We start from the raw sequence: 23,167 nt of genomic DNA on the forward strand, positions 1-23,167 counted from the left end.
GGTCATGGCGCTTTTCGATTCCCACCGGCCCGGACTCAACCTGCTCCTGGTGCTGGTGGTGGTATCGATCGCCCTGATGAGCCTCGACCGGATCGGCACCCGCTGGGTCGGTCAGCTCGATCAGGGGCTGGGCGGGGCGACCGACGGCATCATCAAGACCATCCACCAGCCGGTGGTCATGGCCCGCGGCATCGGGCAATGGTTCGTGGAACGCCGCGAGCTGCACGCCGAGGTCGAGCGCCTGCGCGAGGAGAACACGCTGCTACGCGGCCAGATGCAGCAGTTCGTCGCCCTGCAACGCGAGGTAGACGAGCTCCGCGCCATGCTCGACGGCGAGGCGAGCACGATTCCGGGCGTACTGCTCGCCCGGCGCATCGGTCACCCGCCCAGCCTGCGGGGCAATCTCTTCACCATCGGGCGCGGCTTTGGCGATGACGTGCGCCCCGGCGACCCGGTCATCGACGCCCACGGGGTGGTCGGCCAGATCCTGCGCAGCACGCGCTTTGGGGCGACCGTCATCCAGCTGACCTCTCGCGACCACATGCTCTCGGTCATCCTCGGCGATACCGGCCGCAGTGCCCTGCTCCGGGGCACCGGCGACCGGCAACTGGTCGTTGAACGCGTGCCCGAGCGCACCGCGATCGAACCGGGCGACCTGCTGACCACCTCCGGCATCGACACCGCCTTCCCGCGCGGCTACCCGGTCGCCCGCGTGTCCACCATCGAGATGGACGAGGCCCAGGGCTTCATCCGGCTGATTGCCGAACCGGTCGCCGACCTCGAACGTCTCGATCACGTGCTGGTGATTACCGAGCCCCCGGATGCCCCGGATGCCTCGCCCAAGGCAGGCGGAACACCCGGGGAGACTCTCGAGCGCCCGGCCGTCGCGCCGGCACCAGACGAGTCCGCCACGACGGCTACGGGGGAGAGCGATGACGACTAGCTGGTTCGCGATTCTCCTGACGAGCATTGCGGCGCTGGCACTGACCCTGCTGCCGCTGCCGGCGGCCGTGCAGGTGCACAACCCGCAATGGCTGCTGCTCACGGTGATCTTCTGGTCGCTCTACCGCCCGGCTCAGGCCGGACTGATCTATGCTTGGATCGCCGGGCTGATGCTCGACGTGGCCACCAACGGGCTGCTGGGACTCAACGCCCTGCTGTTCACCCTGACGGTCTTCCTCGTCCTGTCCCTGCGACAACGCCTCAGCGTGGCCCCACTGCTCTCCCAGGCGCTGCTGATCGCGACATTCACCCTGGTGTTCCTGATGGTGGCCCTGTGGGTCGAGGGCGTGGCCAACGATCTGGTCTCCATGGCCACCTACCTCTCGCGGGCGCTGAGCAACCTGGCGGCCTGGCCGGTGGTGTTCTTCCTGCTCAGCCGACTGGCACGCATCTCGGAGCGTTGACCCGGAGCTCGGGCCTCCCCGGGCCCGGGACCACGTCAGTCGAACAACAGCACGCCCCAGACCACGGCGGCGATCACGATCGCCATCAACACGGCCGCCGAGCCGACGTCCTTGGCGCGTCCGGACAGCTTGTGCGGATCGTGTCCGATACGATCGACCACCGCCTCGATTCCGGTGTTGATCAGCTCGACCATCAGCACCTGCAGCACGACCGCGATCAGCAGCGCCCGCTCAAGCGCGGTGTCGCCGACGAACCACGCCGCCGGCACGGCCCCCAGCGCCACCACGATCTCCTGACGGAACGCCTCCTCCTTGCGCCATGCCGCGCGTAACCCTTGCAGGGAATAGCGCAACGCAAACCACACGCGCCGGAGCCCGTAATTCTGTTCGGATGCCATCGGCCTCTCTCCGGCTTGGTATCGAGCCTGTCTTTCGTCCCTGGCGGCCAATCGGTCAAACGCGCCGCCGCGGTCAGTCGGTCGCCTCGAGCATGCGCCCGTACTCGTCGGGGCTCATCCAGTCGGCCGGTTCGCCCTCCATGCGGATCTTGAGGATCCAGCCCTCGTCGAGCGGATCGTCGTTGATCAGTTCGGGACTGTCCTCGAGTGCCTCGTTGATCTCGAGCACCTCGCCATCAACCGGGCAAAGCACGTCCGATGCCGCCTTGACCGACTCGAGCGTGGCGCAAGGCGCGCCCTCGGAAACCGCCTGCCCGACGTCCGGCAGGTCGGCGAACACCACGTCGCCCAGCATCTCCTGACCCTGCTCGGTCACGCCCACGGTGATTACGTCGTCCTCGACGGTGTACCACTCGTGGGTTTCGCCGTAGCGCCGATCCTGCCGAATTTCCATGGGCGACTCCTTACATCAGGTTAAGCGGGTAAACAGGCCCGCGATTCTGGCACAAACCACGGCCCTTCTCGATTACCGGCCTCGCCACACCGCGGCATTTGCCGCACCGCATGGGCCACCTGCCACGGATTGCCTCCCTCGGACAACGACAAATCAATGGGTTATCGATGGCCCGGTTTCTGCAAACCAGAGGGGAACCAATCGTGACGTATAACGAACCATCGAGGGATGACCACCGCATGACCGTCTGCCGCCCCCTGCATCGACCCACCCTGCTGCGCGCCTCGATCCTCGCCGGCCTGATGACCACTTGCCAGGCCGCTGAGGCCGAGGGCCTGGAGACGATCCTGATCACCGCCGCCGAACCGCCGGCGATCGACGAACCGGCCACGCTGACGGGCGAGGAAACCGCGCCCAGGGCCGACCTGGCCGAAACACTGCGCGAGATCAGCGGGGTGGAGGCCGGCAGGATGTCGGGGCACGGGCTCGATCCGATCATTCGCGGGCAACGGGAACACCAGCTCAATGTGCTCCTCGACGGCGCGGGCATCGCCAACGCCTGCCCCAACCGCATGGACCCGCCGACGAGCTTCGGCAATCTGGCCGGCTTTGATGCCGTCGAGGTACACAAGGGGGTGACCTCCCTCACCCGGGGCCCGGGCGGCAGCGGCGGCCGCATCGAGCTCACCCGCAACACCGTCGAGCGTGCCGCCGAAGCCGGCATGCAGTCACGCCTCGGTTTTGCCACCAGCAGCAACGGCCTGGCCGACCAGACCAGCGCGGACGTGCTACTCAGCGACGGCAACGCCTACGGCCGCGTGATCGGCCAGATCGGCAACGGCGAGAACTACGAGGACGGTGACGGCAACGAAGTGCCCTCGTCGTTCAAGCAGCGCAGCGGCACGATCATCGGCGGCTACCGCGTGTCGGAGGCGACCGGTATCGAGGTGTCCATCGATCGCAACCGGATGCTCGATACCCGCTACGCCGGTTCCGGCATGGATTCGGTGTTCGACAACGCCACCATCTATCGCCTCGACGGCCGTCTCGGCGATCTCGAGGGTCCGGTCGATGCCCTGCGGCTCGAGGTCTCGCGCGCGAATGTCGATCACCTCATGGACAACTACAGCCTGCGCGAGCTTACCGCCCCGATGCCCATGGAAGCGCCGGCCGAATCGCACACCACCACCGCGCGCCTGACCGCGTCTTCCCGCATCCACCAGGTCGAGCTCGATTACGGCCTCGATTTCCAGCGCGTCGAACAGGATGCCCAAGCGTTCAATGGGATGACCGACATGCTGATGTTCCGCCAATGGCCCGATGGCCGGACCGACCAGATGGGTGCCTTTGTCGAAGGCGACTGGCAAGTGGATGCACGCAATGCGCTGCGCGCCGGCCTGCGGGTGGATCGTTTCGAGAGCGAGATCGATTCGCGCCTCGACAAGAGCATCGCGACGCACCCGATGGTGCCGATCGCCATCCGCGAGTCCGCCCGAGAGATGAAGAGCGACTCGGCGATCAGCGCCCTGCTCCGCTACCACCACACGTTCACCGGCAATCTCGCGGGGCACGTGGGGATCAGCCGAACCGCGGTCGCCCCGAACCTCACCCAGCGCTACCTCAGCACGCTGATGAACGGCAACCTCATGAAGGTGGGCAACCCGGACCTCGAACCCGAGATCCATCACCAGGTCGAGACCGGCCTGTCCTGGCAAGGCGAGCGGCTCGTTACCAACGCCAACCTGTACGTCGACCAGGTCGACAACTACATCCTGCAGGATCGGCAGATCGCGGGCCTGATGCCGATGACCACGAGTTTCCGCAACGTCGACGCGCGCCTTTACGGCGGCGAGCTCGACCTGAGCTACGCGGTGACCGACTGGTTGACGACCCAGGCCCAGGTCAGCTACGTGCGTGGCCGCAACACCAGCGATTCCCGCGATTTGCCGCAGATCCCGCCGTTGTCGGGGAATCTCGGCCTGCACGCCGAGCGAGGCGCCCTCGACGGCGCCGTGGTCCTGCGCTGGGCCGCGCGCGCCGAGGCCATCGATGAACAAAGCGGACTCGACACCTCCGAGACCGCCGGCTACGCCGTGCTCGACCTCACTGCCGGCTACGACATCCACCGCCACTGGCGCCTCGAGGCCGGTATCGACAATCTCTTCGACCGAACCTACGCCCAGCACGTCAACCGTGCCTACAGCAGCGTGTTCGGCGACCCGACCGCGCGCATCAACGAACCGGGCCGCACCGTCTGGGCGCGCCTGACCGCCACCTTCTGATCCCTTGCTCTCTCCAGACTGTCACGCCGCGGCGTGGCCTTGCGGCAGCCATGGGCTGCCGTTTTTTTTGCTGCCGAGATCGCCCCACGCACGCCGGCACCGCAAACGAAAAGCCCCGTGCCGGCATGCACCGACACGGGGCTGAGGGCCCGATGAGCCGCGCCGCTATTCGATGGCAAACTTCTTCAGGCGATAGAGAAACGTATCGCGACTGAGATGGAGCAGGCGCGCGGCGCGCGACTTGTTGCCACCGCTCTGGACCAGGGCCTGGCGCAGCAGGTCGCTCTCGACGGCCTCCAGGTCGACGCCGCCCTCAGGCAGCAGGAAACCGGGGGCGATCGGTCCGCCGTGCTCGCTCTGGGCCGCCGAGCGCATCGCCGGCGGCAATGCCTCGACGTCGACTACCCCACCCGGGTGGAAGATCACCAGCCGCTCGGCGAGCTGCTTGAGCTCCCGGACGTTGCCCGGCCAGCGGTAGCGCCGCAGCACGCCGGTGGCACGCGCGGTCAGCCGCGGCAAGGCCACCCCGTTGCGGGCCGCGTTCTCCTCCAGAAAGCGGCCGAACAGCCAGTCGACGTCGCCCTGACGATCCCGCAGCGGCAACAGCTCGATCGGCACGCCCGCCAGGCGGAAGTACAGGTCGGCGCGGAACTCGCCTGCCTCGACCATGCCGGCGAGATCCCGATGAGTCGCCGCCACCACGCGCAGGTCGACCCGGCGCGTGCCGGTCTCGCCCACGGCGCGCGTCTCGCCGCTCTCCAGAAGCCGCAGCAGTTTGGCCTGCAGCGCCAACGGCAACTCGCCCAACTCGTCGAGAAACAGCGTGCCGCCATCGGCCTGGTCGACCAGGCCCGGCTGGTCGGCGAGCGCCCCGGTGAACGCCCCACGCCGATGGCCAAACAGGGTCGATTCGGCCAGCTCGTCGGGAATGGTGGCGCAGTTGACCGTCACCAGCGGACGCGCGGCGCGCGGCGAGCCGGCGTGGATGGCCCGGGCCGCCAGTTCCTTGCCGGTGCCGGTCTCGCCGGTGATCAGCACCGTCGCCTCGGTCGCCGCGACCAGCCCGATGCTGCGCAGCGTGGACTCGAAACGTGGCGACTGGCTCTGCAATGCCTCAAGATAGGGGTTCGCGTTCATGACTTTGTGTCCGCAACGTGACTGGTTCGGGCGGTAGTCTACCGCCGCCAACCGTCATGATAAAGCAGGCTTTTGCCACCCAAACCCGACTCAATCACCCGGAGATACGATGCCCGATTCGGTCACCGACAACCTCGAGTGCTACATCGTCGGCGGCGCCGTGCGCGATCGATTGCTCGGTCGCGAGGTCGTCGACCGCGACTGGGTCGTGGTGGGGGCCACGCCCGAGGCAATGCTCGAACGCGGGTTTCGCCAGGTCGGCGCCGATTTTCCCGTGTTCCTGCATCCCGAGACCGGTGAGGAGTACGCGCTGGCCCGCACCGAGCGCAAGCAGGGCCGGGGTTACCACGGCTTTGCCGTCCACGCCGCCCCCGAGGTCACGCTCGAGGACGATCTCGCGCGGCGGGATCTGACCATCAACGCGATGGCGATGCGGGAGGACGGCGAACTGGTGGACCCCTTCGGCGGTCAGGCCGATCTCGAGGCGCGCCGACTGCGCCACGTCGGCCCGGCCTTCGTCGAAGACCCGCTGCGCGTACTGCGCGTGGCGCGCTTCGCCGCGCAACTGGGCGCACACGGCTTCGAGGTCGACGGTGCCACCGCCGCGCTGATGCGGGAGATGAGCCACAGCGGCGAGCTTGCCGACCTGGTCCCGGAACGCGTCTGGGCCGAGACCGTCAAGGCCCTGGGCACCGAGCGGCCCTCGCGTTACTTCGCGGTGCTTCACGAGGTCGATGCCCTCGGCGCGACCTTCCCCGAGGTCGAGGCCCTGTTCGGCGTGCCACAGCCCGAGGAATACCACCCGGAGGTAGACACCGGCATCCACACCCTGCTGGTGCTGGATGCCGCCGCCGGGCTGAGCGACTCGGTCGCGGTGCGCTTCGCCGCCGTCTGCCACGACCTGGGAAAGGCCCTGACCCCGCGCGAGGAATGGCCGAGTCACATCGGCCACGAACGGCGTGGCATCCAGCCGACCCGGGCGCTCTGCGAACGCCTGCGCACCTCCAAGGCGGTCCGCGAACTGGCCATCACCGTCACCGCCCAGCACGGTCGCATCCATCGGGCCCTGGAGATGCGGGATGCCACGCTGGTGGACCTGCTCGACGAGCTCGACGCCCTGCGACGCCCGGAACGCTTCGACGACATCCTCACCGTCTGCCACGCCGACTCGCGCGGCAAACCGGGCAAGGAATCGGTCGACTACCCGGAGGGCGACTGGCTGCGCCGGGTGCGCGCCGCGGTCGCGGCCGTCTCGCCCCAGCCGTTGCTCGAACGGGGCATTCGCGGCAAGGCACTCGGCGAGGCCCTGAGGCGGGAACGCATCCGTGCGGTCGCTGCCTTGCGCGCGGCCCCGGAAGACGGCGACTCGACCTGAGTCACCAGGGGAAACTCTGCACGATTCGATGGCATCTCTGGCTCGCGGGTTTGTTCGCAATCAAGGCGCCGGACCGAAGGCGGGCTTATTGCCCGTCGAGGGACGGCAACGCCGAGTGCGGACAAACCCGCGAGCCCCGTCCGGGCGGGCCTCCAAGGGCCCCATCTGCGGCGTTGCAGCCCTTGTAAAGGGCGACGGCCCTTCTCGGCGGACTGCGCCTTGCATCTGGGCCCTTGGAGGTCCCGCAGAGACGTCATCGAATCGTGCAGAGTTTCCCTAGCCGGCGTGCCAGCCTCGGCGCTCGCATGAACCGGCCCGGGCATCCCATCATCCGGGGTTGCCGGACCAAGTAAGAACCGCGACACCGTCGCCAGCACTTCCTCGCCGAACGGGAACACGTTCGACAGGCTGATCACCAGCCCGGCATGACGCAGGTTATCCACGCGCAACAACTCCACCGGCACGCCGGACTGTTCCAGCCGGCGGGCGAGGCGCTCGGTGTTGCGCGGATCGACCACCGGATCGTCCGCGCTCACCACCAGCAGCGTCGGCGGCACGTCGGCATCGACCCAGTTGACCGGCTGGCTGGATGCCAACGGGTCGGCCGGCTCGAAGATGCGCTCGAGCGTGGCGTCGTTCAACGGCAGGAAATCGTAGGGGCCGGCAAGTCCCGCCCAGCTGGCAATCCAGTCGCGCCCGCCACCCACGGACTCGAGATAGCGTGCATCGGTGACCAGCATCGCGGCGTTGTACGCGCCGGCCGAATGCCCCAACAGCGATAGCCGTGCGGGATCGCCGCCGTACGCCGTGGCCTGCTCGCGGGCCCAGGCCACCGCGCGGGCCGAGTCGCACAGGAACGCCGGGTAGCGCACCTCCGGGTAGACGCGGTAGTCCGGAATCATCACCACCAGTCCGCGACTCGCCAGTGTCCGCCCCAGGAACCCGTAGGTGGAACGATCGCCCGACTGCCAGCTACCGCCCCAGAAAAACACCACCACGGGCGCGTCGGTCGCATCGACGGGGCGGTAGACGTCCAGCGACAACTCGCGCTCGGCATCGAAGACCACGTCACGGGTCACGGCCACCGATTCGCTCGGTGCGAGTGACTCGAGGACCCGCGCCCCCGAACAGGCAGTCAGGTTCAGCAGGGTCACACTCGCCGCGGTGATCGCGGTCAGGATTCGTTTCACGCGTTTGCTCCGTGGTCATCGCGCAGGGCCACGGAGTGTAGACCGACTCAGCGCGCGCGGGATGACCGGATGCGTGCCCGTTCGCGCAATTCATGCGCCGCGGCGACCAGGTTGCGCAATCCGGCGCGCACCTCCTCCCAGCCGCGCGTCTTGAGCCCGCAGTCGGGGTTCACCCACAATCGGTCGGCCGGCACCTTGTCCAGCGCCAGTTCCAGCCGGTCGACCATCTCCGCCACGCTCGGGATCAGCGGCGAGTGAATGTCCCAGACGCCCGGGCCAATCTCGTTGGGATACTCGAACTCGGCGAAGGCATCCAGCAACTTCATGTTCGAGCGGGTCGTCTCGATGGTGATCACGTCGGCATCCAGCGCGGCGATGGCCGCGATGATGTCGTTGAACTCGCTGTAGCACATGTGGGTGTGGATCTGGACGTCGGTCGGTGCCAACGCGGTCGCAAACCGGAAGGCGCGCACGGCCCAGTCGAGATAGCCATCCCAGCCGGCGCGGCGCAGGGGCAATCCCTCGCGGAAGGCCGGCTCGTCCACCTGGATCGCGGCGATACCGGCGGCACACAGGTCGGCGACCTCCTCGCGCAGCACCGCGGCAAGCTGGTAGGCGACCGCTTCACGGGACAGGTCATCGCGCACGAACGACCAGGAGAGCATCGTGACCGGGCCGGTGAGCATGCCCTTGACCGGCCGATCGGTGAGCGACTGGGCATAGCGACTCCACTCGACGGTCAGCGGACGAGCACGCGCCACGTCACCCCAGATGATCGGCGGCTTAACGCAGCGAGATCCGTAGGACTGCACCCAGCCGGCACGAGTGAAGGCGAATCCATCCAGTTGCTGACCGAAGTACTCGACCATGTCGTTGCGCTCGGGCTCGCCGTGCACCAGGACGTCGAGACCCAGGGCTTCCTGCTCGGCGATGGTGTCGGCGATCGAGGCACGCATCGCCCGTTCGTAGGCGTTCGTGTCGATTTCCCCGCGCCGATGGGCCCGGCGCGTCGCCCGGATCTCGTCGGTCTGCGGGAACGAGCCGATGGTCGTGGTGGGAAACGCCGGGAGCCTCAACCGGGCCTGCTGGGCCCTGGCCCGATCGGGGTAGGCGTGACGGCGGACGGGTTCACGGTCGAGCGATCGACTCAACCGCTCGCGGCGGGCGTCATCCCGTCGTCCCGGCAACGCGGCCAGACGCTGGCGGGCGGCCGTGGCCGCCTCGATCTCAGGGGCAATGGCGTCGCGCCCCTCGGCCAGCCCCCGCGCCAGCAATTGCAGTTCAACCAGTTTCTGACGCGCAAAGCTCAAATTCTCGACCAAGGCTGGCGGCAGCGCCGTGTCAGCCTGGGACTCCTCGCCCGCGTCGAGGGGCAGGTGCAACAGCGAACAGCTCGGCGCCAGCCACAGGCGGTCTCCCAAGCGTCGATGCAGCGGCTCGAGTCGATCAAGCAGCGCGGCCAGGTCGGCACGCCAGATCGAGCGACCGTCCAGCACCCCCGCCGAGAGCACCTTGAACGCCGGCAGACGATCGGCAATCGCGTCGAGCTCGCCACCGGACGAGGCATCGACGTGAAGGCCATCGACCGGCAGGCCGGCCAGCAGGGACAATCGCCCGTCGATCGGCGCAAAGTAGCTTGCCAGCATCAGGCAGAGTCCCGGTGTCTTCACGCGGTGATAAACCGGCTCGAACGCGGCCAGCCAGTCGGCCGGCAGATCCAGCCCGAGGATCGGCTCGTCCAGTTGCACCCACTCGGCGCCCAGGGCCGCGATCTCGCTCAACAGCGCGGCGTAGGCATGGGCGAGTTCCGGCGCCCGGGCCAGGCGCTCCTCCCGGCTGGCACCCCCGCTCAACCACAGGAAGGTCAGCGGCCCGATCAGTACCGGCTTGCTGGACGGATCGTCGGCGAGCGACTCCTTGATCTCGTCGAGCAGGCGCCCGGCATCGAGCCGGAATGGGCGTGCCGCGTCCAGCTCGGGCACCAGGTAGTGATAGTTGGTATCGAACCACTTGGTCATCGCCAGCGGCGCGAGGCTGCCCTGCTCTCCTTGTTGCCCACGCGCCAGGGAAAACAGCGAGTCGAGGTCATTGGGCCGGTCGCCGAACCGTTGCGGTGCCTGGCCGAACAACAGGCACAGGTCGGCCATGCCGTCGTAGAACGTGAAATCGCCGCAGGCCGGACGCGTGATACCGGCCTCACGGTGCCATCGGCGGGAATCGTCGCGCACCTGGCGGGCGGTCTCGTGCAGGGCGACCCGATCGGACGTCCCGCGCCAATGGTCCTCGAGGGCCCACTTGAGGGCACGATTCTGACCGATGCGGGGGAAGCCGAGGGTGTGGGTGACGAGCTTGTTGGTGAAGGGCGTATGGGTGACGGGCGGGATGGTCGCGGCGGTCATGTCGGTGACTCTCGATAATGGATGTGGATTCACCCTATCGAAAGACAACATGCATTTCGTCGCGCCTTATTCTCTTTTTACATGATTTTCATTCATGACTGGTGGAGTCGGATGCCGCGACCAGGTCACGATGGAAGACCACGGTGTCGTCACGCTTCTCCTTGGCGCGGTACATGGCCGCGTCGGCGCGCCGCATCAGGCCATCGAGCGTGTCGGCATCGTCCGGGAACCGGGCAAAACCGATCGATGCCTGCACGTGGATCAGCTGCGCGGTGCCACCGAGCATCATCGGCTCCCGCAGCGCCTCGAGCAGTGCGTCACCCAGGCGGACCATGTCCGCGTCGTTGCGCACCCCGTAGAAGGCGACCACGAACTCGTCGCCGCCCAGTCGCGCCACGATGTCCTCGCGACGACCCACACCGGAGAGGCGCCGTGACACCTCGCGCAGCACCTCGTCGCCGACGTGGTGCCCCAGGGTGTCGTTGATCGGCTTGAAGCCGTTGAGATCGACGAACGCCAACGCGATGCCCGTACCCTCGCGGATGGCATGCAACCGGGCCTGTTCGAAGCGTTCCTCGAGCCCGGAGCGGTTGAGCGTGTCGGTAAGCGGGTCGTGCAGGGCGCGATGGTGCATGGCCTGCATGCGGCGATGGCGAACGGTGACGTCGCTGATCACGGCGACGTAGCGGCTCACCCGGCGACGATCGTCACGGATCAGGTCGACCGACCAGCCCAGCACGCGCTCGCGACCGTCCGGCAGCCGACAGGCCAGCTCCTCGGTCCAGCGCCCGCGCTGGCGCAGGCCGCGGACACAGGCCTCGAGTCGTCGACGGCTGTGATCCAGTACCTCGGGGGTGGTCAGGCGCGCCCCGACCAGTTCCTTGGACGACTGCCCCACCAGCCGCTCGAAGGCCGGGTTGACGGCCAGCACGTGCCGGAAACGGTCGAGGATGACGATGGCGTCCCCCGCCCCCTCGAACACGGCCGTGGCCAGCCCCTCGAGCTGCTCGAACGCCTGCCGGTCGGAGAGATCGGTGAGCGTGCCGACCAGGCCGGACTGCCCTTGCGCCGCGGTGGCAACCGGTTCGACGCGCACCTCGGCGGGCACTTCCGTGCCGTCGTTGCGCACCAGCCTCGTGGTCAACACGACGCGCTCGAGGCGCGATTGACCGGTGCCGGCGCGGCCACGCCCCCGCATGCGCTCGGCCGCCTCGCGGATGCGTCGCCGTTCCTCCTCGGGAAAGAGGTTGAGCCAGGACGCCCCGATGACGCCCTGTTCGGAACGTCCCACCATCCGCTCGTAGGCCGGGCTGACGTACACCAATTGTCCGCGGCGATCGGTGCGAAACACCACGTCGCTCACGTTGGAGGTCACGTCACGCAACAGTCGCTCGGAATCGACCAGAGAACGCTGCTGTGCCTGCCAGCGCACGGCCAGCCAGATCACCAGCAGGCCGACCAGCACGGCGAGCAGCTCGGCGGCGCGCGTCAACCACGTGACCATCGCGGGCGGCTGGCTGGGCTGCATGGCCAGTTGCCAGCGCCCGTCCAGGGCGATCACGGGGGTGGTCAGGACATCGCCTTCGGCGAACAGCTCCGGTTGGCCCAGGAAGACCGCCCCGTCCGCCCCGAGGCCATCCATGCCGCGCACGGCCAGGCTGCCCTCGTTCAGTCGGTCGCTCACCCCGGCACTCTCGAACAGCCGCATGACGTCGATGGGCGTGGATACCACGCCCCAGTACTCTTCGGCCCCGTCACCGTCGGTGTCGAAGAAGACCGGCACCCGGTGGATGACCGCGTAACCGCCCTGCACCAGCTCGTAGGGCCCGCCCAGCACGGGTTCACCCGTCTGCATCGCGCGGCGCAACGACGTCCCCTGAATCGGATGAGCGGCGAGATCCACGCCGATTGCCGCCTCGTTGCCCTCGAGCGGAATGCTGATCTGGATGACGTTGTCCGGGGCGATCGCGATCGACCGGATTACCGGCGTGCGTTCGAGCATCCGGTCGGCGACGGAGCGCAGGCTGTCGACGTCGAGCCCGTGGTTGACCTCGATCATCGCCCCAACACCGTCGGACACATTCGAGGCCTGGTTGAGCTGGGATTCGATGCGCGTGCGGATCTGGGCCAGGTCATCCAGATCGGCCTGCAGGACCGCCGTGGTCAATTGCCGTTCGACCACCCACGTGGAGGCCAGCAGCACGCCACTGACCACCAGGCCGGCGACCAACGACGGAAGCATGCGCTTGAGACGGGCATAGCGAGGCCGCGAGCCGCCACGAAACGGCCCCGGCATATCCTGGTTTTCGGCCCGCCGGCCGGTGTGGAGACTGCCCACCACCGATCTCTCCTTTGATGCGGATTACCCGATAAAACCAGTCTAGCTTAGAGCGCGGTCCGTACGGCTAGTCAGCCTAGGCAAATGCTGGCTCTTTTCCGGATTCGACAAACGAAAAGGCCGGTGCCTTGCGGCACCGGCCTTCCTCAATTCGGGTTCCCGGGTGGTCCGGACTCGACCACCGAGCGTTCAAGCGGCGTTAGCTGTGCTGATGTTGGTGCTGTCGCTCTTCCTGGGCGTGCTTGGCCTCGCCCGACTTCTTCCACAGCATCCAGAAGGCGTACAGAGGCATGCCGATGATGCCGATCATGGCGAGGATGCTGACCAGTACGATTTGCAGTTCGATGTCCATCACAATCAACCTCCGATTGTTTGATCGCATGACCGCCTTGGTCAGGCCAGGTCATGGGTCTGAATCTAGACCCTGCTTATGGACCTATCAACCCAGCGCATCACTGCAGTATTCGCCGGAGTGAGCGATCGATCGGCAAACAGCGTCAGCGCAGGCGTTGGCCCGGCGAATCGGCCAGAAATTAGGCAAGGGACTCGCCCAGGAACGCCGCCCCGCGTACCCCGCTCGAATCACCGAAACGTGGCGGCACCAGACGCGTGCTGATCGGGTCGGAGAAGACGAACTCGTCCCACTGCGCCGGGACGTTCTGGTAGAGCCGGTCGACGTTCGACATCCCGCCGCCGAGCACAATCACGTCAGGATCGAACAGGTTGATGACGTGCGCCAGCGCGCGTGCCAAGCGCCGCTCGTAGCGGAGGAGGCTCGCGTTGGCCACCTCGTCGCCGTCCAGCGCACGGGCCACGATGGCCTCGCCGGTTAGCGACTCGCCGCTGCGCTCGGCGTGATCGCGCTCGAATGCCGGCCCGGAGAGCCATTGCTCGATGCACCCGTTGAGGCCACACCAGCATGCCGGGCCGGGCGACTCGTCACCCTCCGCCCAGGGCAACGGGTTGTGCCCCCACTCGCCGGCGATCGCGTTACGCCCGACCAGCACCCGGCCATCGATCACCAGCCCGCCGCCCACGCCGGTACCGAGGATCACGCCGAACACCGAATCGGCACCCGCCGCGGCCCCGTCATCCGCCGATTCGGACAGCGCGAGGCAGTTGGCGTCATTGGCCATCAGCACCTCGCGCCCCAGGCGGGCCTCGAGATCCGCCTTGAGCGGTCGGTCGTTGAGTACCACGGAGTTGGCGTTCTTGATCAGGCCGGTACGCGGCGAAATCGTGCCGGGGGTGCCCACCCCGATGCCGTCGGCCCGACCGCACTCGCGCTCGGCGCGTTCGATCAGCGCAGCCATGCTCTCGACCGTCCCGGCGTAGTCACCCTTGGGCGTGGGTTCGCGCTCCCGCCAGCGGATGTGGTTGTCGGGGTCCAGTACCGCCACCTCGATCTTGGTGCCCCCCAGGTCGACGCCCAGTCGATTGCTCATCGCCTTATTCCCCTGCTCGAAAAGACAACGGCCCGGCCGCGATCCGTTCACGTGCCGGGCCGATGGTCGCCCGGCACCCCGCGGGTGCCAGGCAGTCGGTAGTTCTTTCGTCAGAGCGCGCCGAGGGCGGCCTGGTAGTTCGGCTCGTCGGCGATCTCGCCGACCTGCTCGACGTGGCGCACCGTGTTGTCGGCATCCAGCACCACGACGGTACGGGCGGCCAATCCGGCCAGCGGGCCGTCGGCGATGCGCACGCCGTAATCGTCGAGGAACTCCGGATGACGGAAAGCGGACAGGGTGACCACATCATCGAGCCCCTCGGCGCCACAGAAGCGACCCTGCGCGAACGGCAGGTCCATCGAGATGCACAGCACGACCGTGTCGTTGAGTTCGCCGGCGCGGCGATTGAACTCGCGCACCGACTGGGCGCAGGTGCCGGTATCCAGGCTCGGGAAGATGTTGAGCACCTTCTTCTTGCCGGCAAATGCCTCCAGCCCCTTGTCGGAAAGATCGCTCGCGGTCAGCGAGAACGCGGGCGCCTTGTCACCCACGGACGGCAGCGCGCCGGCAACGTTGACGGGCGAGCCCTTGAATGTGACCTGGGACATGGATTGCCTCCTTTCTCTTGGGCCAGTCGAACTGGCTGAAATGATTGTCGAAATGGGTCGAAATGGCGGTGGCCTCGCAGGGCGCCGCCAGTGCGTATCAGTTACGCAGCGTCGCGATCAGCCGCTTGGGTTTCAAGAGTAGATCAAGGGCGCTGTTGATGTCGGGGCAGATCACGTCGCAGGCATCCAGCGCGTGGCGTGACAGCCCTTCCGGTTGCATCACGCCGACACCCAGCACGGCCTCGGCCAGCATCAGGGCATCGTTGCGCCCGTTGCCGATGGTGACGCATTCACGCGCCGAGAGCGTGCGCACGTAGCGCTGCTTGGCCTCGTCCTGCAGGTGGTCGGACAAGGTCGAGAGCGTCACCGGCAGGTCCGCCAGTCGCCCCTCGACGTCACCGTAGGTATCGGCGGTGATGACGTGGACGTCCAGGTGCTTGGACAGCTCGTGCAGGCGCTCGCCCACGCCTTCGACCAGGGCGCCGTCGAGCGCGAGCGTGCCGTTGTAGTCGAGCACCAGGTGCGACAGGTGCAGGACGCCCCGACTGGGGATGGTGATTTCGAGCATGGTTTACTCCTCGATGACGATTTCGGGTCCGGCCTGTTGCTCCGAACGCACGGCACGCCCAAGGCCCGCGGCAAGCCGTCGCGCGGCCTGACGGTAGGTGCCGGCCAGCGCGCCGGACGGGTCCTTGGCGACCGTCGGGGTGCCGGCATCCAGGTCCTCGCGGATCCGCAGATCCAGGGGCAGGCGGCCCAGCAAGTCGGTGCCGTACTGACTGGCGATCGATTCGCCGCCGCCCTCGCCGAAGATCGCCTCGACGTGACCGCAGTTCGAGCAGACGTGGGTCGCCATGTTCTCGATCACGCCCAGGATCGGCACGTTCACCTTGTTGAACATGGTGATCGCCTTGCGCGCGTCCAGGGTGGCGATTTCCTGCGGGGTGGTGACGATCACGCTGCCGGCCACCGGCACCTTCTGCGCCAGCGTCAGCTGCACGTCGCCGGTACCCGGCGGCATGTCGACGATCAGGTAATCCAGGCCGTCCCAGCGGGTGTCGTTGAGCAACTGCATCAGGGCCGAGGTGACCATCGGGCCACGCCACACCATCGCCGATTCCTCGTCGACCAGGTATCCGATCGACATGGTCTGCAGGCCATGGGCCTCGACCGGGGCCATCGACTTGTCGTCGACCTGGCGCGGCTTCTCGTGACTACCCAGCATGCGCGGCTGGCTCGGGCCGTAGATGTCGGCATCCAGCAGCCCCACCTTCGCGCCATCGGCCGCTAGGGCCAGGGCGAGGTTGATGCTAGTGCTGGACTTGCCCACGCCACCCTTGCCCGAGGCCACCGCGATGATGTTCTTCACGCCCGGCAGGGGCTTGCCATGCAGGGCCGAGCCCTCGGGGGCAACAAAGGCCACCGTGACGGCGGGGGCAAGCGAGGCATCAACGCCGGCGACTGCCTCGCGAACCCGACTGGTCAGCTCGGCCTCCCAGTCCCCCGGCGGGTAGTCGAGCACGATATCGATCTGGCATGACTTGTCGCCGCATTCGACACGCTCGACCGCCCCCGACTCGGCCAGCGTCTGGTCGTTGTTGGGATCGTGAATCGCCTCGACCGCTCGCTGGATCTCGGCAGTTCGTTCGTCGTTGGCGTTGCGCTTCTTGCCGAACAGGCCCATCAATCTCGTCACTCCGCTATTGGCTTAGCCCCCTAGGGTAGCAAAATCGGACCAATCCGGTCTGGTTATGCCAACCGTTTTTCGGCCTCGAGCACCGTCTGCTGCATGGGCAGGAGACTGTCAGGGTTGAGCGACAGGCTCGAGATGCCCTGCTCGACCAGCCACTCGCTGATCTCGGGGAAATCCGAGGGCGCCTGACCGCAGATCCCGATGTACTTGCCCTGCTCGCGGCAGGCGGCGATCGCCATGGCCATGAGCTTCAAGACCGCCGGGTTGCGCTCGTCGAGCCCCTCGATCAGCGAGGAGTCGCGATCGACCCCCAATGTCAGCTGAGTGAGATCGTTCGAGCCGATGGAAAAGCCATCGACGTGCTCGAGGAATTCCTCGGCGAGCAGTGCATTGGCCGGGATCTCGCACATCAGGTAGACATTGAGGTCGTGCCGGCCGCGCTCCAACCCCGCCTTGGCCATCAGGGCCAGCACCCGGTCGACCTCCTCGACGCTGCGTACGAAGGGCAACATCACCTGGGCATTGGTCAGGCCCATCCCCTCGCGCACGCGCCGCAGGGCCTCGCACTCGAGCAGGAACGCCTCGGCGAACGACTCGGCGTAGTAACGCGACGCCCCGCGAAAGCCGAGCATCGGGTTTTCCTCGTGGGGCTCGAACCCCGCCCCGCCGACCATCGCGGCGTACTCGTTCGACTTGAAGTCCGACAGGCGCACGATCACCGGCCGCGGGTGGAAGGCCGCCGCGATCGTGCCCACGCCCTCGGCGAGCTTCTGGATGTAGAACTCGCGTCGATCGGCGAAACCCACGGTGTGCCGATCGATCTCGGCCTGTGTCTTGGCATCCAGCTGGTCATATTCGAGCAACGCCCGCGGGTGAATGCCGATGCGGTTGTTGATGATGAATTCCAGTCGCGCCAGGCCCACGCCCGCCGCCGGCAGCGAGGCCAGCCGGAAGGCCTGCTCGGGATCGCCGAGATTGATCATCAAGTCGGTGCGCGTGGTCTCGGTCCCCGACAGGTCGAGCCGCTCGACCGTGAACGGCAGCACGCCGCGATAGACATGCCCGGTGCTGCCCTCGGCGCAGGAGACGGTCACCTCCTCGCCGTCGGGCACCCGCTCGGTGGCATCGCCGCAGCCGACGATCGCCGGAATGCCCAGCTCGCGGGCGATGATCGCGGCGTGACAGGTCCGTCCACCCCGGTTGGTGACGATCGCCCCGGCGCGCTTCATGATCGGCTCCCAGTCGGGGTCGGTCATGTCCGTGATCAGGATCTCGCCGTCGTCGAGCTTCGCCATTTCGGCCGAAGACTCGATCGTCCGGGCGCGCCCGGCGGCAATGCGCTCGCCGACGCTCTTGCCTTCGACCAGCACCTCGCCCCGCTCTTCCAGCCGGTAGGTGGCGTGGGTGGCGGCCTCGCGCTGCGAGTGGACCGTCTCGGGACGGGCCTGGAGGATGAACAGCTCACCACTGTCGCCGTCCTTGGCCCACTCGATGTCCATCGGGCGGAATTCGCCGGCCTGCTCGCTGTAGTGGCGCTCGATCTCCACGGCAAAGCGGGCCAGCGTCAGCACCTCCTCGTCGGTGATCGCAAAACGCTGGCGCTCCTCGACCGGCACGTCGACGTTGCGGGTCGAGGCACCGTGGCGGGCATCCTCGGTGTAGATCATGCGGATCGCCTTCACGCCCAGCTGGCGCGAGACGATCGGGCACAAGCCTTCCTCGAGCTTTGGCTTGTAGACGTAGAACTCGTCCGGGTTGACCGCCCCCTGCACCACGTTCTCGCCCAGCCCGTAGGCCGCGGTGATGAACACGGCGTCCCGGAAGCCCGACTCGGTGTCGATGGTGAACATCACCCCCGAGGCGGCCTTGTCCGAGCGCACCATCTTCTGCACCCCGGCCGAGAGGGCCACCGCCATGTGATCGAATCCCTGGTGCACCCGGTAGGAGATCGCCCGGTCGGTGAACAGCGAGGCGAACACGTGGCGGATGCTGTCGATTAGGGCCTGTTCGCCGGCGATGTTGAGATAGCTTTCCTGCTGGCCGGCGAACGAGGCGGTAGGCAGGTCCTCGGCGGTGGCCGAACTGCGCACGGCCACGTCCGTGTTCTCGCCGTACTCCTGGCCCAGTTCCCGGTAGGCCGCGACGATCTCCTCGGCAAGGTCCGCCGGCACCTCACCCTCGGCAATCCAGCCGCGGATCTGCCGTCCGGCCTTTTCCAGCGCGGTGACGTCGTTGGTATCGAGCGAACCGAGTACCTCGCCGATCCGGTCGGTCAGATCGTTGTGCTCGAGGTAATGGCGATAGGCCTCCGCGGTCGTCGCGAACCCGTCGGGCACCCGCACGCCACGCTCAGAAAGCTGGGCGACCATCTCGCCCAGGGAGGCGTTCTTGCCCCCCACCGTGGCCACGTCGTTCATGCCCAGTTCGGAAAATCGCCGCACAAAGCGCATTACTGCCTCTCCCTTGATCAATCCCGGCCGCCCCGAATCGCCTGACCCGATCGCCTGGCCATGGCCCGGACAATGGCCCTGGTGCCCAGGGCCTTGTGTCCATGACCTTGGGTCGAGCTTAGCACCGGCCGAGGTGTCGTTGCGGGAACCTTTTTGACAATATTCGATCGGACGAATGTATACTCGACCACCCCCTCACTGGAGAGACCCATGCAACGACTCACCGCCCTCCTCGCCGGCACGCTGGCCCTGCTGACCACCGCCCTCGGCCATGCCGATGGCGAGACCACCTACCAGCCGACGGCCGAGCCGGTCACCGACTCGGTGTACGCGATCATCGGGCCGACCGATGCCCGCACCTACGAAAATCACGGCATGAACGCCAACTACGGGGTGATCGTGACCGACGAGGGCGTGATCCTGATCGACTCCGGCCCGGGTGCCTTCAGCGGCCCGTACATCGAGCGAGCCGTCGCCAAGGTCAGCGACCAGCCGATCCGCTGGGTGGTCAATATCGGCGTGCAGGACCATCGCTGGCTGGGTAACGATTACTTCCAGCAACAGGGTGCCGAGGTCATCGCCCTCGAGCAGACCGTCGAGTCGCAGCAGGAATTCGCCGACCAGCACATGGAAGGTCGACTGCCCGAGGCACTGGGCGAACGTTTCGAGGGCACCAGGCCGGCCTATGCCGACCGGGTCCTCGATGGCGAGACCACCTCCATCACGCTCGGCGGCACCGAGATCGACCTCTCCCTGACCAACGCCCACTTCCCCGGCGATGCCATGGCCTACCTGCCGGAAAGCGACGTGGCGTTCACCGGCGACCTCGTCTACGTCGATCGCCTGCTGGGCATTCACCCGTGGTCGAACCCGCAGAACGGCCTGGAGGCCTTCGCCCGACTCGAGGAAATCGACCCCGAACACGTCGTGCCGGGCCATGGCCGCGTCAGCGACATGGAGCGTGCCCGACGCGACAGCGGCGATTACTACGACTTTCTGGTCAACACCGTCGGCGAGGCGGCCCGCAACTTCGAGGCCATGAGCGACGTGATGAATGCCAACGACGACCTCGAGGCCTTCAAGTATCTCGAGCACTACGACAGCTGGCATCGCACCAACATGAACCGCACGTTCATCCTGTTCGAAGGCATGTAGGGGGAACGGCAAGCGCCCCCGGTCGCATCAGGCGGGCGTCGGCGACGGAAAACGGGGCTTTTCGCCCCGTTTTTTTCGTGCCTTGCCTCACCCCTTGCTTACTACCGCTCCGGGCGAGCCTTCTCGATCCGGCTTACCGCCAGGCGGTCATCCCCGGGAAGCACCACCCAGTCCTCGCCGTGATCGGTAACCACGTCGATGACCCGAATGCGCCGCCAGCGACCATCCACCTGGACCTCGGCGTGCCGCTTGTGCAATGCCGCAGCCTCCAGCACGTCCACGATGCCGCAGCGGAAATCGGCGCCCGACTCCTCACCCATGGGCACGATCCGCGGCGGGCGTGGTCCCGCCGGATCGGCGGTCCATCAGGTACAGCCCCAGGGCAAGGAGGAACAGCACCGGCAGGGCCGACTCCATGCCCTCTTCTAGGGAAAGCATCACCATGTCGATGTTCTCCGGCAGCGTAATGTCGAACTGCACCCGCAGGATTGACGGGCCACGGTCGACGGCCTTGAGGATCGGCGAGATCGCCACCGCGAACAGGGCGAGCCAGCCCCAGGGACGACGCCAGCCGCCACGCCCGACGATCTCCCGTCCGCCCAGCACCAGCAACCAGATCAGCGTGATCGTCAGCCCCACCGCGACGGCGCCGGCGATCAGCTTTTCGGCCATCGGGACGCCGGTCATCTGGTAGTAGTCGGACTTGAACAGGCTGTCGGTGGTGAACTTCTTGTGCCAGCCCTCCTCGCGGGCAGCCAGTGCCGCGGCAATCACGGCCATGCCGATGCGACGCGACAGGCGGATTGGTCTGGCAAACAGCAGCACCGCGGCCAGAACCAGCCAGAACACCGCGCTCAAGTCTTCAAACCAGCCCGTTTCACTGAACAGGGCGTCCGCGCGCTCGGGCGGTAGCACCAGCCCCAGGTAGACGAGCCAGGCGGCATAGACCGCCAGCGCCAAGCCCGTCAGGGCCACGATGGAACGTTGATTCATGGAATGACCGTCCAAAAAATCGCCATGCTACCCAGCCGGCTTCAACGCGGCAACGCGCGGCCCGTCAGATCGACGCTAATCGACGTAGGGCCCACGCTGACGGATCGGCTCACCGTGCGGACGGCCGGCCGCCACCATCACCTCGCTGTCGTCGACCGCCTCGAGCTCGATCCGCGTCTCGCCGTCGAGGAAGGCGGCCTGCGCCGGCGAGAGCGACTGCCCGTTGATCCGCGCCGCGCCATCCTTGAGATAAACGATCGCCCGCCAACCGGCAGGCAAGGCGATGGCGTGCCGACCGCCGGCATCGAGCAGGACATGGCGATACAGGGCGTCGGTCTTCAAGACGACCCGTCCGCCCTCGCCGGCAATGCGCCGCTCGCGTCCGCCCTCGAAGTCGACCTCGGGCACCGTCTCGGCCGGGGCTTCCTCGTAGGCAGGCTCGCTGGCCTTCAACCGACGCGGGAGGTTCACCCACAGCTGGATCCCGCTGGTGGTCTCCTCGACCGAGGGCATCTCGGAGTGGACGATCCCCGCCCCGGCCGTGAATCGTTGCGCGCCACCGGGCCCGACCGTCGAGACGTTGCCGAGGTTGTCACGATGCTCGATCTCGCCACGGAACAGGTAGGTGATCGCCTCGAAGCCCCGATGCGGGTGTTCGGGAAAGCCCGTCCCCGGGCCGAGCTCGAAGTGATCGAACATCACGAACGGGTCGAAGTTCATGAACGCCGGCAGCGGCAGATGGCGCTTGACCCGTGCGCCGGCCCCCTCGGCCATCACGGTGGCATCCCGGATCTCGATACTCACAGCAACACCTCGCGCTCGTCACGGTGAACGCCGCGATGATGCGGCTGGTCGAAGTCGATCTTGGGCCCGCGCGGCACGATGCCGGTGGGATTGATCCAGTCGTGGCTGACGTAATAGTGGTGCTTGATGTGATCGAGGCGCACCGTCTCGGCCACACCTGGCCACTGGTAGAGCTCACGGGTGAACGCCCACAGGTTCGGGAAGTCGACGAGCCGGTTCCGGTTGCACTTGAAGTGACCGTGATAGACGGCGTCAAAGCGCGCGAGGGTAGTGAACAGGCGCCAGTCGGCTTCCGTGATCCGGTTGCCGACCAGGTAACGCTGGCCGGACAGTCGCTCCTCGAGCTCGTCAAGCACCTCGAACAGGCGGTCGAAGGCCGCCTCGTAGGCCTCCTGCGTGGTGGCGAACCCCGCCCGGTACACGCCGTTGTTGACGTTGTCGTAGACGGTGGCGTTGATCTCGTCGATCGCCCCCTGCAAATCGGCCGGATAGTAGTCGTGCCGGTTGCCGGTCAGGTCGTCGAAGGCCGAGTTGAACATGCGGATGATCTCGGACGATTCGTTGTTCACGATCGTCTGGCGCTGCTTGTCCCAGAGCACCGGCACGGTGACGATGCCGCTGACCTTGGGATCGGCCCGGGTGTACAACTGGTGGAGGTGGTGCGCGCCCATCTGGCTGTCCGGCGTGGCACCGGGAAATTCGCCGAAGTGCCAGCCCTCGGCTTGCATGTGCGGGTGGACCACGTCGACGCTGATCAGGTCCCGGAGCCCCTTGATGGCCCGGAAGATCAACGTGCGATGCGCCCAGGGGCAGGCGTAGGAGACGTAGAGGTGGTAGCGCCCGGCCTCGGCCGGGAAGCCACCCTCCCCGGTCGGCCCCGGCGAGCCATCCGGCGTGATCCAGTGACGGAACATCGAGTCCTTGCGGACGAACTCGCCGCCCTCGGACTCGGATTCGAACCAATCGGTATGCAGTTTCCCCTCGATGAGCAGACTCACGCGTTTCTCCTGGCACTGTGCTGGCAAGCGCCGGAGTATGGA

20 protein-coding genes and 1 pseudogene are annotated in these 23,167 nt (G+C 67.1%); 5 read left to right on the forward strand and 16 right to left on the reverse strand.

What is annotated here, in order from left to right:
- The first annotated feature begins 4 nt into the window (after positions 1-4).
- On the forward strand, positions 5-943 hold the full coding sequence (gene mreC / locus LV475_RS00345; protein ID WP_136866919.1) for a rod shape-determining protein MreC: 939 nt from the start codon (positions 5-7) through the stop codon (positions 941-943).
- On the forward strand, positions 933-1,406 hold the full coding sequence (gene mreD / locus LV475_RS00350; RefSeq protein ID WP_250105542.1) for a rod shape-determining protein MreD: 474 nt from the start codon (positions 933-935) through the stop codon (positions 1,404-1,406). The genes mreC and mreD overlap by 11 nt, the downstream gene beginning before the upstream one ends.
- Positions 1,407-1,441: 35 nt before the next feature.
- On the opposite strand, the gene LV475_RS00355 is transcribed toward mreD, so the two are convergent.
- A complete protein-coding gene (locus LV475_RS00355) occupies positions 1,442-1,804 on the reverse strand; it encodes a diacylglycerol kinase (protein ID WP_156574149.1) in 363 nt (120 codons plus the stop codon).
- 73 nt (positions 1,805-1,877) lie between these two features.
- Positions 1,878-2,258, reverse strand: a complete 381-nt coding sequence (gene gcvH, locus LV475_RS00360; RefSeq protein ID WP_136866922.1) for a glycine cleavage system protein GcvH — start codon at positions 2,256-2,258, stop codon at positions 1,878-1,880.
- Positions 2,259-2,497: 239 nt separating this feature from the next.
- Here gcvH and LV475_RS00365 point away from each other — a divergent pair, with 239 nt between their 5' ends.
- Positions 2,498-4,540 carry a TonB-dependent receptor domain-containing protein gene (locus tag LV475_RS00365; RefSeq protein WP_250105543.1) on the forward strand — a complete coding sequence of 681 codons (2,043 nt, stop codon included), beginning with the start codon at positions 2,498-2,500 and terminating at the stop codon, positions 4,538-4,540.
- A 165-nt stretch (positions 4,541-4,705) separates the two neighbouring features.
- Here the strand turns inward: LV475_RS00365 and LV475_RS00370 are convergent, their stop codons facing one another.
- Positions 4,706-5,677 carry a sigma-54 interaction domain-containing protein gene (locus LV475_RS00370; protein WP_136866924.1) on the reverse strand — a complete coding sequence of 324 codons (972 nt, stop codon included), beginning with the start codon at positions 5,675-5,677 and terminating at the stop codon, positions 4,706-4,708.
- A 109-nt stretch (positions 5,678-5,786) separates the two neighbouring features.
- On the opposite strand from LV475_RS00370, the gene LV475_RS00375 reads away from it, so the two are divergent.
- Positions 5,787-7,052, forward strand: a complete 1,266-nt coding sequence (locus LV475_RS00375; RefSeq protein ID WP_136866925.1) for a multifunctional CCA addition/repair protein — start codon at positions 5,787-5,789, stop codon at positions 7,050-7,052.
- 431 nt (positions 7,053-7,483) lie between these two features.
- Here the strand turns inward: LV475_RS00375 and LV475_RS00380 are convergent.
- The 9 genes and pseudogenes from LV475_RS00380 to ppsA all read right to left on the reverse strand — a co-directional run.
- Positions 7,484-8,242: pseudogene (locus LV475_RS00380) on the reverse strand (alpha/beta hydrolase); the annotation flags it as partial.
- A gap of 47 nt (positions 8,243-8,289) precedes the next feature.
- Positions 8,290-10,641, reverse strand: coding sequence for a 5-methyltetrahydropteroyltriglutamate--homocysteine S-methyltransferase (gene metE, locus LV475_RS00385; RefSeq protein WP_250105544.1), 2,352 nt, complete (start codon positions 10,639-10,641; stop codon positions 8,290-8,292).
- A gap of 88 nt (positions 10,642-10,729) precedes the next feature.
- Positions 10,730-12,979, reverse strand: coding sequence for a sensor domain-containing diguanylate cyclase (locus LV475_RS00390; protein WP_136867530.1), 2,250 nt, complete (start codon positions 12,977-12,979; stop codon positions 10,730-10,732).
- A gap of 199 nt (positions 12,980-13,178) precedes the next feature.
- On the reverse strand, positions 13,179-13,331 hold the full coding sequence (locus LV475_RS00395; protein WP_156574163.1) for a hypothetical protein: 153 nt from the start codon (positions 13,329-13,331) through the stop codon (positions 13,179-13,181).
- A gap of 181 nt (positions 13,332-13,512) precedes the next feature.
- Positions 13,513-14,424, reverse strand: coding sequence for an ROK family protein (locus tag LV475_RS00400; protein WP_136867531.1), 912 nt, complete (start codon positions 14,422-14,424; stop codon positions 13,513-13,515).
- A gap of 110 nt (positions 14,425-14,534) precedes the next feature.
- Complete coding sequence (gene tpx / locus LV475_RS00405) at positions 14,535-15,032, reverse strand: thiol peroxidase (RefSeq protein WP_136867532.1); 498 nt, start codon at positions 15,030-15,032, stop codon at positions 14,535-14,537.
- A gap of 97 nt (positions 15,033-15,129) precedes the next feature.
- Positions 15,130-15,600 carry an HAD family hydrolase gene (locus LV475_RS00410; protein ID WP_136867533.1) on the reverse strand — a complete coding sequence of 157 codons (471 nt, stop codon included), beginning with the start codon at positions 15,598-15,600 and terminating at the stop codon, positions 15,130-15,132.
- Positions 15,601-15,603: 3 nt separating this feature from the next.
- Positions 15,604-16,716 (reverse strand): iron-sulfur cluster carrier protein ApbC, encoded by a 1,113-nt coding sequence (gene apbC / locus LV475_RS00415; protein ID WP_136867534.1) that lies wholly within the window; start codon positions 16,714-16,716, stop codon positions 15,604-15,606.
- A gap of 65 nt (positions 16,717-16,781) precedes the next feature.
- Complete coding sequence (ppsA, locus tag LV475_RS00420) at positions 16,782-19,175, reverse strand: phosphoenolpyruvate synthase (protein ID WP_136867535.1); 2,394 nt, start codon at positions 19,173-19,175, stop codon at positions 16,782-16,784.
- A 210-nt stretch (positions 19,176-19,385) separates the two neighbouring features.
- On the opposite strand from ppsA, the gene LV475_RS00425 reads away from it, so the two are divergent.
- The gene (locus LV475_RS00425) at positions 19,386-20,330 is read left to right on the forward strand and encodes an MBL fold metallo-hydrolase (RefSeq protein WP_136867536.1); all 945 of its coding nucleotides are present in this window, start codon (positions 19,386-19,388) and stop codon (positions 20,328-20,330) included.
- A 101-nt stretch (positions 20,331-20,431) separates the two neighbouring features.
- On the opposite strand, the gene LV475_RS00430 is transcribed toward LV475_RS00425, so the two are convergent.
- The 4 genes from LV475_RS00430 to LV475_RS00445 form a co-directional block, all read right to left on the reverse strand.
- Positions 20,432-20,650 (reverse strand): hypothetical protein, encoded by a 219-nt coding sequence (locus LV475_RS00430; protein WP_136867537.1) that lies wholly within the window; start codon positions 20,648-20,650, stop codon positions 20,432-20,434.
- Positions 20,643-21,323, reverse strand: a complete 681-nt coding sequence (locus LV475_RS00435) for a hypothetical protein (protein WP_136867538.1) — start codon at positions 21,321-21,323, stop codon at positions 20,643-20,645. The genes LV475_RS00430 and LV475_RS00435 overlap by 8 nt, the downstream gene beginning before the upstream one ends.
- 75 nt (positions 21,324-21,398) lie before the next feature.
- A complete protein-coding gene (locus tag LV475_RS00440) occupies positions 21,399-22,127 on the reverse strand; it encodes a pirin family protein (RefSeq protein ID WP_136867539.1) in 729 nt (242 codons plus the stop codon).
- Positions 22,124-23,125 (reverse strand): glutathione S-transferase family protein, encoded by a 1,002-nt coding sequence (locus LV475_RS00445; RefSeq protein ID WP_136867540.1) that lies wholly within the window; start codon positions 23,123-23,125, stop codon positions 22,124-22,126. Before LV475_RS00445 ends, LV475_RS00440 begins: the two co-directional genes overlap by 4 nt.
- Positions 23,126-23,167: the final 42 nt, after the last annotated feature.

The sequence above is a fragment of the Guyparkeria hydrothermalis genome, assembly GCF_023555375.1.
Classification (GTDB): domain Bacteria; phylum Pseudomonadota; class Gammaproteobacteria; order Halothiobacillales; family Halothiobacillaceae; genus Guyparkeria; species Guyparkeria hydrothermalis.